The 13155-nt window shown below is 45.4% G+C and carries 15 protein-coding genes; all 15 read right to left on the bottom strand.

The window, feature by feature from the left end; all coding sequences use genetic code 11:
• Window positions 1-192 precede the first annotated feature (192 nt).
• The 15 genes from EA772_RS10885 to EA772_RS10815 all read right to left on the bottom strand — a co-directional run bounded on the left by EA772_RS10885 (window position 193) and on the right by EA772_RS10815 (window position 13153).
• Window positions 193-1011: a hypothetical protein gene (locus EA772_RS10885; RefSeq protein ID WP_124913142.1), complete on the bottom strand. Its 819-nt coding sequence runs from the start codon at window positions 1009-1011 to the stop codon at window positions 193-195.
• 67 nt (window positions 1012-1078) lie between these two features.
• The gene (locus tag EA772_RS10880; protein ID WP_124913140.1) at window positions 1079-1858 is read right to left on the bottom strand and encodes a DUF4099 domain-containing protein; all 780 of its coding nucleotides are present in this window, start codon (window positions 1856-1858) and stop codon (window positions 1079-1081) included.
• Window positions 1859-1862: 4 nt separating this feature from the next.
• Window positions 1863-3068, bottom strand: a complete 1206-nt coding sequence (locus EA772_RS10875; protein WP_246834089.1) for an ArdC family protein — start codon at window positions 3066-3068, stop codon at window positions 1863-1865.
• Window positions 3055-3696 carry a M23 family metallopeptidase gene (locus EA772_RS10870; RefSeq protein WP_168187521.1) on the bottom strand — a complete coding sequence of 214 codons (642 nt, stop codon included), beginning with the start codon at window positions 3694-3696 and terminating at the stop codon, window positions 3055-3057. The genes EA772_RS10875 and EA772_RS10870 overlap by 14 nt, the downstream gene beginning before the upstream one ends.
• Window positions 3697-3698: 2 nt before the next feature.
• Window positions 3699-4115 carry a hypothetical protein gene (locus tag EA772_RS10865; protein ID WP_124913136.1) on the bottom strand — a complete coding sequence of 139 codons (417 nt, stop codon included), beginning with the start codon at window positions 4113-4115 and terminating at the stop codon, window positions 3699-3701.
• 26 nt (window positions 4116-4141) lie between these two features.
• Complete coding sequence (locus EA772_RS10860; protein WP_124913134.1) at window positions 4142-6127, bottom strand: type IV secretory system conjugative DNA transfer family protein; 1986 nt, start codon at window positions 6125-6127, stop codon at window positions 4142-4144.
• Between the two features lie 100 nt (window positions 6128-6227).
• Window positions 6228-7055, bottom strand: a complete 828-nt coding sequence (locus EA772_RS10855; protein WP_124913132.1) for a DUF4138 domain-containing protein — start codon at window positions 7053-7055, stop codon at window positions 6228-6230.
• A gap of 9 nt (window positions 7056-7064) precedes the next feature.
• Window positions 7065-8255, bottom strand: a complete 1191-nt coding sequence (traM, locus tag EA772_RS10850; RefSeq protein WP_124913130.1) for a conjugative transposon protein TraM — start codon at window positions 8253-8255, stop codon at window positions 7065-7067.
• Window positions 8252-8638 (bottom strand): hypothetical protein, encoded by a 387-nt coding sequence (locus tag EA772_RS10845; protein WP_124913128.1) that lies wholly within the window; start codon window positions 8636-8638, stop codon window positions 8252-8254. The genes traM and EA772_RS10845 overlap by 4 nt, the downstream gene beginning before the upstream one ends.
• 11 nt (window positions 8639-8649) lie before the next feature.
• On the bottom strand, window positions 8650-9270 hold the full coding sequence (gene traK, locus EA772_RS10840; RefSeq protein ID WP_010603440.1) for a conjugative transposon protein TraK: 621 nt from the start codon (window positions 9268-9270) through the stop codon (window positions 8650-8652).
• 5 nt (window positions 9271-9275) lie between these two features.
• Window positions 9276-10415 (bottom strand): plasmid transfer protein, encoded by a 1140-nt coding sequence (locus EA772_RS10835; protein WP_124913126.1) that lies wholly within the window; start codon window positions 10413-10415, stop codon window positions 9276-9278.
• Window positions 10412-11182 carry a hypothetical protein gene (locus EA772_RS10830; RefSeq protein WP_124913124.1) on the bottom strand — a complete coding sequence of 257 codons (771 nt, stop codon included), beginning with the start codon at window positions 11180-11182 and terminating at the stop codon, window positions 10412-10414. The genes EA772_RS10835 and EA772_RS10830 overlap by 4 nt, the downstream gene beginning before the upstream one ends.
• Window positions 11179-11844, bottom strand: coding sequence for a hypothetical protein (locus EA772_RS10825; protein WP_124913122.1), 666 nt, complete (start codon window positions 11842-11844; stop codon window positions 11179-11181). Before EA772_RS10825 ends, EA772_RS10830 begins: the two co-directional genes overlap by 4 nt.
• Entirely contained in the window at window positions 11841-12494 is a 654-nt protein-coding gene (locus EA772_RS10820; protein ID WP_168187520.1) for a hypothetical protein, read from the bottom strand. The genes EA772_RS10825 and EA772_RS10820 overlap by 4 nt, the downstream gene beginning before the upstream one ends.
• Window positions 12491-13153, bottom strand: a complete 663-nt coding sequence (locus tag EA772_RS10815) for a hypothetical protein (protein WP_124913118.1) — start codon at window positions 13151-13153, stop codon at window positions 12491-12493. The genes EA772_RS10820 and EA772_RS10815 overlap by 4 nt, the downstream gene beginning before the upstream one ends.
• Window positions 13154-13155 lie beyond the last annotated feature (2 nt).

Genomic DNA, 13155 nt, shown 5'->3' with positions numbered 1-13155 from the left:
TTTACAGACTCACTGAAAAGCATTCTAAACGAATCACATTCCTTTTCAAACAGATAAAACTAAATTGATGGGCAGAAAGCATGGTTAATATAAACTTTGTCAAACCTAAAGAGCGATTTTGTATTTCCTCACGGTCTAGAGAGCAATCGTTACCTAGACATCAATCATACAGCCCTGATTTTAAGACAAATGTTATCTTTTAAAATTAACAGAATTTGTGCGTTCATTAACTTCCGTAATGATATCCGGCGTCTGGGTGGATGGAACTGCCAAAGATTGGTTATTGGAATTTTGCATTTCTGAAAAATCTGGAAACAGTTGCTGCCTGGTCAGGGGAACCATTTCAGTATCGAAGACGTCCAGGCGTTTAAGCTCCGGGTTTGCTGAAACATAGACAGGAATCTTCTTTCCATCAAGCTCCATAGATAGAGAAATTAAATTGCCGTAACTGAGTGCCTTAATGCTCGCCATTTTTTTCTCCTCGTCCTGAAAATCCATAAACGGATATTTTTCAATGGTTTGCTGAAGGTTAAAGCCATATTCAGGAAAAAACCATTTTAAAGGATGCTCGCCATTTTTATCGGTTACTCCAAGATCGAGCTTGAACCAGACGGTCACTCTTTTCCGGCTATCTTTTTCTAGGTTATCCAAATCCTTGACAAAAATGTCCTTTTGCAAAGAAAGCCCGCACATCAGCTTATAACACTGAAGGGCGGTCATTCTATGATCCTGTACGATGTCGAATCGTTTATTTACCGGTTCAGTGGAATTATAGCGTTGCAGTTTGGCCTCAACTGCATTTAAAAAATAGACCTCACTGGTTGCTGAGCGGCTGAAGCGAATTTCAAAGTGCATGTTGTCAACTCCTTTTGAAGGGTCTGAGCGAAATTCTGCCGGGATATAGCGTTGATTGATACCGATAGAGAATGAGCGGGATCCTTTGTAAATCGCATCCTCCAATACCGAATTTAAGCGTGTCCCAAAGCCTAAATAGGCGAGTGATTTTTGCAAATATGCTAAGTTATTCTGATCCATGTGTTTTCTGTTTTAAGTGAACTGGTAATTAAACTGAACTAAATCACCTTGATATTTTTCTCATCGCAGGTTCTGTCTGCCGGGCAGGGATATCTTCGGTCCGGTGCCGCAACTTTCTTGCGCCCTCCATTTCTGAAAGCGCCTGATTAAACGCTGGCGTTCGGTGATCGAGCTGCTGGGCGTTCTCTTGCAGCGCAGCAATGCCCCGAAGAAGCAGATAGCTGATACCGCCGTCAAGTAGCACCGAAAGCACCAGCGCTTTGCGGTCAGATAAGATCCCATTAAGCGCTATAGCGCGATGCCTTAAACGGGTCCCGTCTTCAAGTTCCAATACTTCTCCTCTGCGAAAAGTGGATTTTTCTTCCTCAGATAGCAGCATGCCATTTACCCGGTCAGGGGCCTGGACTTTGGACACATCATAACTGACAAAGTCTTTAGTTAACGGATCGTATTCAATGTTCACCATGGTTGACCTGCCCTCTTCCTGCTCAACAGCTTTCCCTATGAAACTTCGCTTGCCGCTGATCAGCTCCTGGGTTTCCTGGTGATTAAGCAAAGGATGAACGCGCGGCTGTTTATAAATGGGGTGAATGAATAGTTCAACTTCGCCAGAATCCTGCCTGCGCAGGGAAAGCCTGGCATCTAACCGCTCAATAAGAAAATCTGCCCCTTTGATTTCATGCAGGGAGATCAGATCCGTTCGTCTTCCAGCAAGGAGGGCCTGGACCTGCGAGGGAGAAAGCAGCAACTGTTGATCATGATAAATACCTAACGCTTCAAGCTTGGAAAGCGGAAGCTCCTTCACATCAAATGGTGTTTTCATAGTCTTATCTTTTTTTGGTTGATGATGGTAAATTATTTTTTAATGTTTCGGCTGAAATCTGCTCAAGGGAAATCAATGGATGCTGAGCGATTTTTTTCTCCAGCAACTCACCATATAGCGGGTCTGCACTAGAAAGGGTAAACTGTATGCCAGAAGGCAGTTGCTCCATGCGAAGCCGCCCCTGTTTCAAATGCCCCTCGACCCTATAAATCTGGTCCTTATATAGGATCTCATCGCCCGTTGAAAGAAAAGGTCTTGGAGTCTCCGTTGCTGAAGCCAGCATTGTGGGATCAAGCTCAATACTTTGTTTTCGCTCGATGGCTAATAAATATTCAAAGATCTTTTCCGCATCAGCCGCCGCAGCATGAATTTCAAATGGGGTATCCTCGAGTACTGAAACCCAACTTTCTACATATGCCGCATGTTGTCCGGGGTCATGTCCGATTCGAAGTTCAGATCCAATTAGCATCGAGGCAATTTCTGCCCTAAGCTCCTCCTTGCTGTACTCAATCATACCATTATGAAGTAAACTTGCCCGGTCTAACCTGGAGGGATGTCCTGTCCAATGCGCCAGCTCATGCAGGGCGGTGGCATAATACAGATCAGCCGCTGCAAACTGGGACCGCTCAGGCAAAGTAATTGCATCGTATCTCACGTCATAATAAGCGGAATCAATGTAGCGATGATTGATTTCTGCACTGCTGTTTTTTATCAGCGCTTCTGCGCGTTCCATGGGATCCCATGAAATTTCTTTGGGGCCCGTTTTTACTATGGCTTCAAGTCCTGATATTTGCTGGGCATTGAAAACCCAGGCCGATGAAACTATAGGCCGGGATAGCGGAAGTCTTTGCTTTACTGGATTCCCCAGCTCATCAAAGACCATGCTACCCTTTTCATCCCGCATCGTTTTTTGCTCATGGGTTTTGACGAACTGAATCATGGTTCCTTTTTCGCCTTTAAGGATTTTGGCGCCCATGGATTCAGCCTGCTTAAAGGTGAGCCACCTGGGGTCCTCGTAGCCCGAGAGCAGCAAATTCATGGCATTAATCCCTTTATACCTGTTACCACTTTGCGCATTGTAAGGCAGCATCTGAATGGGCATTCCCTCTGTATTCCATGGTTTCTGCCACGGGGCAGTCCCTTTCTTCAATTGCTCAATGAGTGTTGATGCAACCTGTTCATGCAAGGGGCGTGATTTATTTTCCATCATTCGCCTCCTCTTCTGTTGGTAACTGATCTGCCACTTCTACCCCATACTGTTTTGCCTGGAGCGGAGATAAAGAAATCGAACTGTGATGGTTAAGCAATGAAAGCAGCACAGCTAAAGGCAGCTCATCATTTTGAATGGGCGCTAGGTTTTCCATAAGATTGTTTTGGTTTGTAGTTTTCAGAATTTCAAGGGTTCGCACAGGGTCAATGAATTTTCCGGCCACTTTAATAGATAGATGCAAATGAGGCGCAGTGGATCTGCCGGAGTTTCCTGAGATGCCTAGTACCTGCCCACTGTGCACCTGCTCAGAGGGGATGACAAAAACTTTGGAGAGGTGAGCATAAATGCTTTCTATTCCTCTATGGTTAATTTTTACATATTTTCCAAGAATGCTGTTCTCTCCGCTATCACTCACCATGCCGGCCATTACCGACATCACCGGCTCATAGTGAGCGCGCAGGTCTGTTCCGGAATGAAACTGCCATATTTTAGTAATGGGATGTATTCTCAAGCCAAAGGCGCTGGTTGGAATAAATCTGTTCAACGGCCAACTTACCTGGGCTTTCAGCGGGCAAGTGCAGCATAGCGAAATTAACAGCACAGATAGTGGAAAGACGGAAGCAAGCATTCTCATCGCTTAGGATGATGAAGATTGGCCTGCTGCGGGATTTCAGCCACATGCAAACGCTCACCAAGCGGATCAGTAGCCAGTGCTGTGGCAGATGGGGAGAACTTTAAAAGCTGAAAGGCATCCAGCAAAGCGGAAGGGTCTCCCCGATCCTGAAGCATATTTACTTTGAAAAGGGTTTTGAAATCTCCTAAAGGTATACTGCCCGAAGCCGACATCAGCAGCTGATACAGCGAATGCCTGTCTTTAAGCACATGGACCTGATGAAGGGCAAACTGCTCTTTTTGCAGACTGGCAAAGGTAATATCTACTTTGCCAAGCAGCGGGTCAATTGCGGATATGATGCCGATCTGCATCTGTTTAACTACGCCACCATTTATTTCGCTTACCAATGCGATAGTTCCATTAAAATTTTCCATAAAAATTTCGGTTTAAAAGTTTGGACTTAGCTGTTTGTTCTCAGGCAACGCAAAACCACGCCGTCCACTTCTTTATTGATTCTTGCAAAATTCTCTGTGAGAACTTTCTGTTTATTGCCTTTGAAATCATAATACCTTGGAAGTTCTATTGGCTGGGATTCTTCCTGAGCGATTGCTTTTAGGTCTAAATTTATTTTGCAATTGACCACTGAAGGAGAAAAACTACCTTTATATGCATGATCGGCTTCTCTGGCCAGCATCCCTACCATCTCTCCAGTTCCAAGTGAGGCAATTTTACCTGATGGGATGAGGTATTCCAGGCGTTCAGATAAAGAAAGCGAAGTTTTTGAACGGTCAATGGAGAGACTTTCAGATTCCTGTTTGATCTTGCCAAAAAGCTTTTCCAGCCAGTCCAGTGTTTCTTTGCTCCTGACAGATCCTGAAAGCACATTTCCTACGACCGAACAGATAGTATTGGCGACCTCTTTCCCGTAATGCTGATGGAACTGCGGAAGTTCCTGCAAACCCATCAGTACGGCCACTTTATTAGACCGTGCAGTGGCGATCAGGTTTTCAATGCGGTGTACAAAAATCGTCGGAAGCTCATCCAGTATCAACGCACTTGGCAGATTGCCTTTGGAATTGATGAGTCTGGTCAGCCGGTTAAGCACTACTGAATAACAGACGGAATTGATATTCTGCGTAGAGGGATCATTTGCTAACACCAGTATCGATGGTGAATTCTGATCGCTGATCTTGAGCGAAAAATCATCGCCCGAGAATACCCAGAATGTTTCCAGGGTGGCGAGCCGGGAAATAAATATTTTCAAAGTGCCCACCTGCCCTTCCAATTGATCGAATGCCTTGGCGTGGTAAGCGCTCATGAATGGTGATAATAGTGAGGCCAGCTCTATATTACTTACCAAGCAGTCGAAAATTTCCTGATAAGACCGGTTTAAAAAGGCGAGCACATGAGGAAGCGAGGAATAGCGGCCTGATTCATAGCGGGCAAAAAAATAAATGCAGGCGGCTAAAAAATTTATAGCACTTTGGGTAAAAAATTGGTCACTTCCTCCTGACTTATCTCCTTTTTTAAGCGCTTCTACCAGCGCTTCAGCCGTTTCGGCAGCATCTGCCAGGGTGGCAATATAATCACGCCGGAAAACATTTACCCTTCTGCTCATCTCAACTTGGTTTAAGTTCACAACGTTAAACTTGCGTCCGGATGGCGAAGCCTTTTGTGCTGATAAGTAGCGGCGGTAAGCCAGCGAAGCCAGATCGGGAAACTTAAAATCATAAAGACACATCGTGTATCCCTTATCGATCAGCTGCCGGATAAAGGGAATCACTACGCCAAAAGATTTCCCAGAACCAGGCGTACCAATGAGCAAGGTTCCCCGGAATATATTTTCAATATTGATAAATCCTTTTCTGACTTTTTTTTCATAGTAAAACAGCATAGGGATACTCACCGCATGCGCGATCTCGCTTGGCCTGGTCTCCTGCATAAAAGATTCTCCTTCCACATTCCACTTATCTTTGCCCAGTTTGGAAGAAATGATTTTGGAAATGTTATCCATCGCGATGTGCAGAACAATTGTTCCGCTTAAAAGCAGCATACCGTATATTGCCTGAAAAACCATTGGTGAGAAATTACGCCATGAAACTTCCAGCGAATAAACCAGAATACCTGCAAAGAGCAGCACAAGGCTAATAAATAGCGGAAGAAGGATATGCCGTTTTGGGGAAAGCGTCCTTTGCTTTTTACTCCTTGTTCCAATAGCTACCAGCATCACTAGCAGCATGATAAAAATCCTGCTGTATAAAGGATGTTCATAAATCTGAACCCTGCTCATCACCTGGTGCAGATTCACCAGCGCCTGCATCGATTGGAGATGAATCCCGGGAATGGCTGGAATGATGATAAAATACAGCAGATCCAGGAATACAAAAAAATAAATGGTAAACTGCATAAACCGGTGTAGCCCGATCAGCTCGCTGCGTTCTTCCATAATGAATTAAGGTTTGATGATGCAATTCACTCTCGCGTGATCAAGCTTTGGATGGCTGGAAAGCAGTGAATTTTCTGACGCTTTAAACAGGCTAAAAATCCTAAAAGCTATCTGCAGAGAGGATGTCGCGATAATTTAATGATAAGCTGACCAGTCTGGATGAGGGCTGTTTTTCACTTAGCTCAATGACCAGTTTTTTATCCGAAGAAAATGTAGCTTTATCAAGGACATAAATGTTTCTCCCCTGCTTGGAAAATTTATCCAGGGGATGCAAGGCTTGTTTTATTTTCAGGGGGAACTGCTGAAAATTGGTGGCCTTAAGGATTTTTTTATCGCTGATACTAAAGCTTATCCGATCAATCTGATATTCCAGTGCCGTAGCATTTTCAAAGCCAAGATCTAAAAAAATCAGCTCCCCGCAGCTTAATATCTGATGCACGCTGAGGCTGATGCCCTGGTTGCTAGCTTTAGCCAGCGACCTTATCGGCTTACTGGATATCACCTCGATGGCCTTTGTCCGGATCTGGGGCGTAGACAATGATGATGCAGCAGGCACAAGCGGAAGCATATGTTGGGGCAGTATTTCTATTTCGCTATTCGCCTGCGCTGCTTGTGGTGAGACCAGAATGATGCGATACTGGGCCAGAAACTGTTCTCCGGTAACAGTTAGAATACCCAGTTCACGGGGATAGCTAACAGAAGAATCCTGACGCAAAATCCGAAGGCGAAGCAGATTTTTCAGTGGCAGGTCTCCGGAAATTTTGCCAGTGGGTAAATCGACATAACTGATGGGCTCTGGTGAGCGTAAATGGACAGCACTTGTAGTGCTGATGTAAATAACAGGCAATGGATTTGCGGATGCATGAGCGGAAAAAATCCAGCTGCAGATTGCAAAAAAAACGATGATGTTGGCGCTTAAATTTTTCATAACAGCGGTTTATTTTTTAGTAGTGGTTGACGCATCTATCAGATAGATCATTGAAGGATAGCGTATCTTTGCTTTGTTGGAACGTATCATTCTATTCACCGCTCCGGTAGTCGACTGAAACATCCGCCCGAGTAGACTCATGAGCTGCTGGTTTTGATCAGTGGATGCTTGCATCGTGATTCCTGAAACCGAGCTAGATGCAAGCTCCCGGCTAAATTCACGGTAAGCTGAGGCCGGTACATAGATACCCTTAATCCCATCCAGATCATAAATCTCCAGCTTCACCGGGAAGATAACACCCTGATTGGCAATTGAAGATATACTCATCAGTACCCTTTGAGCAGAAAACCCGGTAATGAGCGCATAAACCAAAGTGCCTTTTTTAACTAATTGCTCCCCGATGCGGATATCGTCTAGCAATCTGATGCCAACGCGTGAGCCATTGAATCCTGTCAGCGATTGATCAATCATTGCCTGCATCAGCTCTGGAGATTCCCTACTTGCAAGCACCGTCAGGGAATCTGCAGGCCGGTATTGCTGCTTTCTGGCCTGTAATGGCGGAGGATCTTCTTTTAACTGGACATTGATTATTTGCGTCTTTAATTTTTCAGTTGATTTTATTGGCGCCAGTGAGGCCTTGTTCATGCTATCTACAATGGCCATCTGCGCGCGGAATAGCGTCATGGGATCAGCGGGCCTGGTGGGTTCTTTATTTACTGACCGCTGATAAGCCGATAATATTTCCTCAAGTTCTTTTTGAGTGGCGCTTTTGTTTTGAATCTTGGAACCTCTATCTGGATAGATTGACCTGGTTGCAACCAGATTGGACCCCTGTGCCAGAGAAACATCTCTGCGGGATTTCAGGGCGGCGCTAATGGAATCAAGCATTCTTTTTTCCCTGTTGTTATAAGCAGATGTCATCTTTTCCTCATCACTCTTTTCAAGATCAATGGTTTCCAGGGCGGTATATCCATCTCCTTTTTTATATCGGCGCTTAAAGGCTTCAAGCTTATCTTCAATTCCCTTACCGCGGACCTCCGCTGATACCCCGGAAATGCCGGTCTGCAATTCAGCCTCGGGCGTGCGGGGATCTTTATTAATTGACCTGCTACGCTGATAGACATAAAACAAAAGCAGGATGAATGGAAGACATATCAAAGGGATGACGTAGCGTGGCTTTTTAAAGTCTATTTTATTCATGGCCGTTTTAATTTTGAATGGAGTTGCTGAATTCTGTCCAAGATTTCCTCCATCCTTGAGCTATCTTGAGCATCTGGTGTTTTTTTATCTAAAAAGGTTTTAAGTTCTGCCTGCAAGGCCACTACTTCAAGCAATGCTTCAGGACCCGCCGGCAGTTTAAGCCCGGGCGCAGTTTCAGCCATATTAATCATTGGTTTAGCAGAAGGCGGCTGGCGAAGTACAGTGAAGCTCACTAGCGCCGAGAAGGCCATTGTGAGCACCATTGCCGAGAAAAAAACCTTGGGGTGGGATTCACTATGTGATTTCAGAAAGGAGATTGCCCGGAAAAAAAACATGGCAAAGCCCGTCCGGGCAGCAGCCAGAGAAATTTTTGGTTTGTTCATTGCTTATCGGATTAAAGTGGATTTTTTTCAACCGTAGAACGGTCCTGGTTTTCAAGGGTTTTCCAGGCGGTGATCAATACTGCATGGGGATTATGTTCTGAGCGTGCAGGCAGGTCGCGAAGGCGTCCCTCGGTGATGAGCGATCTGAGGGTCACTGCACTTTTCCGGTCAATCCGCTGAGTGGCGTAATACCGGAAGTAACCCCGCTTTTCATCTAGAGAAATCGAATCCATACGGATGGTGAGTACTGCAGAAGAAGAAAGCACGGCACTGAAAAAATTCCGCTCTTTTAAGTTATTATACTGCTGGGCACCGCTTTCATCAATCAGGTACATCGCCTCACGCATCTGAGACTCGATAAAGCGCTCATCAGGAATGAGCGAGAAAAAAAGGGTATGAAATCTGGCGATATGCGCCCTGTACTCCGCGCCCCTGTTGAGTTCAATATCAGTTCTTTTCGCCAGCATGGGATTGACGCCATCCTGAAGCACATAAATGGATTTTCTGGAATCAGAAACCTGCCGGTAAGCAAAATAGGAAACTGCCAAAGAGATGGCTAAAGCTAAAACAAAGCTCATAGCAGATAAAAATGTAGCCAGGCGTACCTTGGCCTCAATGTTTTTGACGATCATCTTGGCTATCCTCCCGAGATTGCGGCCGTAGCCATGTGACTCATTCTGGATGCCCCGCTTCCCATTGCGCTCGCTGCGGAACTTACGCCCGAAGTACTTACAATCCAGGTGGATATGCTCGGAACGGTAAACATGGTGAGTGCGCCGATAATAAAGGTTATGATGACAACCCCGAAAGAGAGTACCCCGTTTGCGGCAAACCAGCTTAATTTTTCAATACTTTCTCCATCCCCGCTGAGCAGCTCGGTGTATCTGGAAATCTCCGCTTCCAGCGCATACTGCTGAAAGAGTGAGGCTACATACATCACAAGATATGCAATACCTGAATATAAACTTACCGATATAAACCGGGCAATCCATTCGGTAAAAGATCTTTGATACCAGGGCAAAATGCTGGCCGCTACAGAGAAGGGTCCCAGGATAATTAAGATGGTGGAAAAGATAATCTGTACAATAAAAATCACATATACACTAATTCGCAGCACCCAGATAGCAAGGGTTTCCAGTAGCGAACTGGCCAGAAGCTGAAGACTAATCTGAAGCCGGTTCCGCATCTCTACGACCGGGTTCCAGACTTCAGCAAAACCTTCTTTAACTGAACTTTTTACTGATTCCCAGGCATTTTCATACCAGGTATCCGCCTCGGTTTTGGCCACTTCGGTGCTCGCCTGAAGCTTAAAGAGTTCATCGGCAACATCGACCATTAGCTTTGCCCTTTGCATGCGCAGGTCATTGATGTGCGTCTGGCTTCCGTCAAAAAGTTCTTCGGTTCTGTTTTCGATCAGTTCCCCCGGATAGGCAAGCACTTTTGTAAAAGCTGGCCACCAGAGAATTACCATGACCAGCCCGAATGGGCGCAGCAGGGGCATAATTTCCAGCCGCTTATCCCCGGAAATCATCCCGTAACTTCTCGCAGCGAAAAAAATGAGCATAAATATCGCGCTCAGCGCCTGCGCGTCTGCTAAAAACACATCATAATGACTCCATATGGTCTGCTTCATGGTTTTTAAAAAATGCATCATTCCCTCTTCATACACGCCGTTCCCCTGGAGAAAATTGAAGGTTTCTTTAAATGAGTCTGGCACATCAGCCGCCAAAGCATTTACTTTAGCGAGTGAAGAAAATACAAAATATCCGGTGTTCATAACTTTGAGTTTTTGAGTACTTTATCTGCGATCTCTATATCATTTAAACTCTGATCTTTAAAGCCCTTGGACCTTTCCTTGATCTTTTCTCTTTGTAAAGAAAGACGCAGGTAAGTTTTGCTTCTCCGAATTTTATCTTCCCATGCAGCCTGCAATTTGCGGTATTCTAGAAGTAACCTGTGGTATAAAAGAATTCTTGATCCTCTTTCCATATGGGTTGTCCTGGCCAGGTGAAGTCGCTCGGCTAAGGCCTGATGCTGCTGGGTATACCAGGAAATCATGCCTGTTTCGCTTAAATATTTTCTTTGCGCGGATGTCAATGAACCTAAAGGGATTTTCGGTAAATCATCCAGTGGGGATAGCGCTGAACGGTAATAAATCTGCCATAAAGGATCAGCACTGGATAGCGCGGCAGAATAAGCGGCATAGCTTGATAGCGCTGTATTGCGGATCGTATCGGCATGAAGCTTATAGGCATCTGCTGAAGATCTCATTGCTGCAATCAGTCCAAGCCGGAGCGTTTGCGGCCCGGTGGGGCTCAGGGGGCGAAGGTCAGTATCAGGATAATTGGGATGGAGTCCCCAGGTCATCCAGTACATGGGATTGAGTCCTAAAAATCCGGGTTTTGGTGTAAATTTATCAGCGTCCCAGGATTTAAACACCATACGTTCCTGCTGATTGATGATGGCCTGATCATGGATGGCCACCTGAGCGCTCAGGGCCAGGGGTAGCCAGGCCAGGCAAAATAAAAAAGTTAAAGCTTTCATTTTTTTAGCGTTTTATAGTTGTTAATGATTTTTAAAACCAGTTGTCTGTCAATGTTGATGAAATTTCTGAATGGGTTGAGCTGGGAAAATAGTGAGCGTTTTGAGGCCCAGTACATACTTTTTCGCATCGAATAAACCAGGGCCCTGATCACCCTTAATTCTAAAGAAATCTTTTTAAGCAGCGCGTCGCGTTTTTCAAAATTTAGCAGCAGGTCACTTTTCTCGGAAAGCACTACTGAGGATACGTTTTCAACCAGCGCTGCACCCCGCTGGCGAAGCTGGCTTGATACCTGCTCTGCAAAAAGAAGAAGATGAGGATGTTTTGATGCAAAGGCGATCATCTGATTGGTTTCTGAAAAAATCTCCGCGATGAGTGTGGAAATTTCTTTAACCGCAAGGATACTTTTCATTCCCTGATCTACCTGGGTAAGTGAGCGGTAGATGAGCTCCTCGGTCAGCACCAGGGCCCCGATATTGATTTTAATATCAGAAAGCCGCTCATGAATGGTATCGTAATAATTATGTGTGGCCATTTCAGCAGAAATCCTGACCATCCCATTCTCATTTACAGTTAGAAAGTGATCACGATCAAAAACAATCATCTGCGCGCTGGAAGACCCAAAGAGCCCTGCAGCTAAGAGTAGCAATATCCACTTTTTCATTTTTTGCTGATCTGTTTGAGTCTGGATAGAATACTTGATGCCAGCTGCTTATCCCGCGTGCCGGTATCAGAAAAGAGTTTCGCAGCAGGCTTGATTTTTCTTTTGGCAGCCGTCAGGGCATTGACTAAGCCAGAGAGATTTAGCGAAATGGAATGAAGTTCACTGATGACAAAGCTGGTGAGCATTTGACGGTCTGACCGGGACATGGCGTTTAATTCTCCTGCGCTTAAAATCAGTCCATAAAGGTATCGCAGCAGCATTTGCGAGCGGTAAGCAAAATCAATTTCGCTACTTATCGCCAGCAGTGATAAGCCAGGTGAGGCGCGTAAGAGTTGCATCAGTTTCTGCTGATCGGCGCTAATTTTATCCACCAGCGGAATGGCTTCCATTCCAATCTGTACACCCTCTATGGCCATGCCGACGGCGGAAAACTTTTTCTGGATATCGCGGTAAGTTGTTTTGAGCTGACTCGCCTGCGACCTATTGATCTCTTCAGTGGCGGAGGATATGGCCTGTTTGCCTCTTAGCTCGGTTTGCCTGGAATGCTCAGAGCGGCTGTTATCGACGAGCTGATGGAGTAAAGCGACATTGATCTGCGCCAGGCTGCCGGTCCAAATCAGCACCAGTAGCGAGATAAATACCATTCTCATCTTTTCAAAAGTTTACTTTTCGCCAACACCTCATCTGCAATGCGTTTATCTAAATTGATAAAGCCTGCATAAGGATTGATTGAATTCCAAAATCCGCGTATCGAGGCCCAATACATCACCCGGTAGATTCCATAAACCACTCCCCTGATAATAGATAGCTCAGTGACAATTTTTCCAAGAAGCTTGGCGCGCTCGCCGGAATCCATCAGGTTATCTCTAGATCCGTGCAGCACAAAACTGCTCACCTGGGCAGATAAACGCAATGCCCTGGCGTGAAATTCTTCTGCCCCGCTTTGGGCAAAGAGCAAGAGGGCAGGGTTTTTACCCGCAACCGCAACCGCTTTCTGACCATCGCGGATAATATCTTGGGTGATATCATAAATGTCTGCTACGGCAAGAAGCGAACTCACCGCGGAAGAAACTTCACTTAAGCCGCGAAAGATCCGGCTTTGCAGATCATTGGCAATGCCCAGCTCAGCGCTTACTGCAAGTTGTGCGCGTTGTAAGAGGGTAAGTTTTTCACCAGAAGAGCTCAGCTGGCTATTGATCATCACCGATTGGGTGGCCATCGCAGCTGAGGTAGTAGGGTCTATATAAATCTGCGCCTGTAGCTTTACTGATCCCAGGATCATAAGCAGAAAAAAGAATATTGTTTTCATGT

The sequence above is a fragment of the Pedobacter sp. G11 genome, assembly GCF_003860265.1.
In the GTDB taxonomy this organism is placed as follows: Bacteria; Bacteroidota; Bacteroidia; order Sphingobacteriales; family Sphingobacteriaceae; genus Pedobacter; species Pedobacter agri.
This window is presented reverse-complemented; position numbering and strand designations above follow the sequence as displayed.

Excerpts from the sequence above, each read along its gene's own strand:
- EA772_RS10845 (WP_124913128.1), bottom strand. The coding sequence starts at position 8,638 with ATGAACAAACCAAAAATTTCTCTGGCTGCTGCCCGGACGGGCTTTGCC.
- EA772_RS10875 (WP_246834089.1), bottom strand. The coding sequence starts at position 3,068 with ATGATGGAAAATAAATCACGCCCCTTGCATGAACAGGTTGCATCAACA.
- EA772_RS10820 (WP_168187520.1), bottom strand. The coding sequence starts at position 12,494 with ATGAGAATGGTATTTATCTCGCTACTGGTGCTGATTTGGACCGGCAGC.
- EA772_RS10830 (WP_124913124.1), bottom strand. The coding sequence starts at position 11,182 with ATGAAAGCTTTAACTTTTTTATTTTGCCTGGCCTGGCTACCCCTGGCC.
- EA772_RS10865 (WP_124913136.1), bottom strand. The coding sequence starts at position 4,115 with ATGGAAAATTTTAATGGAACTATCGCATTGGTAAGCGAAATAAATGGT.
- traK (WP_010603440.1), bottom strand. The coding sequence starts at position 9,270 with ATGATCGTCAAAAACATTGAGGCCAAGGTACGCCTGGCTACATTTTTA.
- EA772_RS10815 (WP_124913118.1), bottom strand. The coding sequence starts at position 13,153 with ATGAAAACAATATTCTTTTTTCTGCTTATGATCCTGGGATCAGTAAAG.
- EA772_RS10860 (WP_124913134.1), bottom strand. The coding sequence starts at position 6,127 with ATGGAAGAACGCAGCGAGCTGATCGGGCTACACCGGTTTATGCAGTTT.
- EA772_RS10880 (WP_124913140.1), bottom strand. The coding sequence starts at position 1,858 with ATGAAAACACCATTTGATGTGAAGGAGCTTCCGCTTTCCAAGCTTGAA.
- EA772_RS10835 (WP_124913126.1), bottom strand. The coding sequence starts at position 10,415 with ATGAACACCGGATATTTTGTATTTTCTTCACTCGCTAAAGTAAATGCT.
- EA772_RS10825 (WP_124913122.1), bottom strand. The coding sequence starts at position 11,844 with ATGAAAAAGTGGATATTGCTACTCTTAGCTGCAGGGCTCTTTGGGTCT.
- EA772_RS10870 (WP_168187521.1), bottom strand. The coding sequence starts at position 3,696 with ATGCTTGCTTCCGTCTTTCCACTATCTGTGCTGTTAATTTCGCTATGC.
- traM (WP_124913130.1), bottom strand. The coding sequence starts at position 8,255 with ATGAATAAAATAGACTTTAAAAAGCCACGCTACGTCATCCCTTTGATA.
- EA772_RS10855 (WP_124913132.1), bottom strand. The coding sequence starts at position 7,055 with ATGAAAAATTTAAGCGCCAACATCATCGTTTTTTTTGCAATCTGCAGC.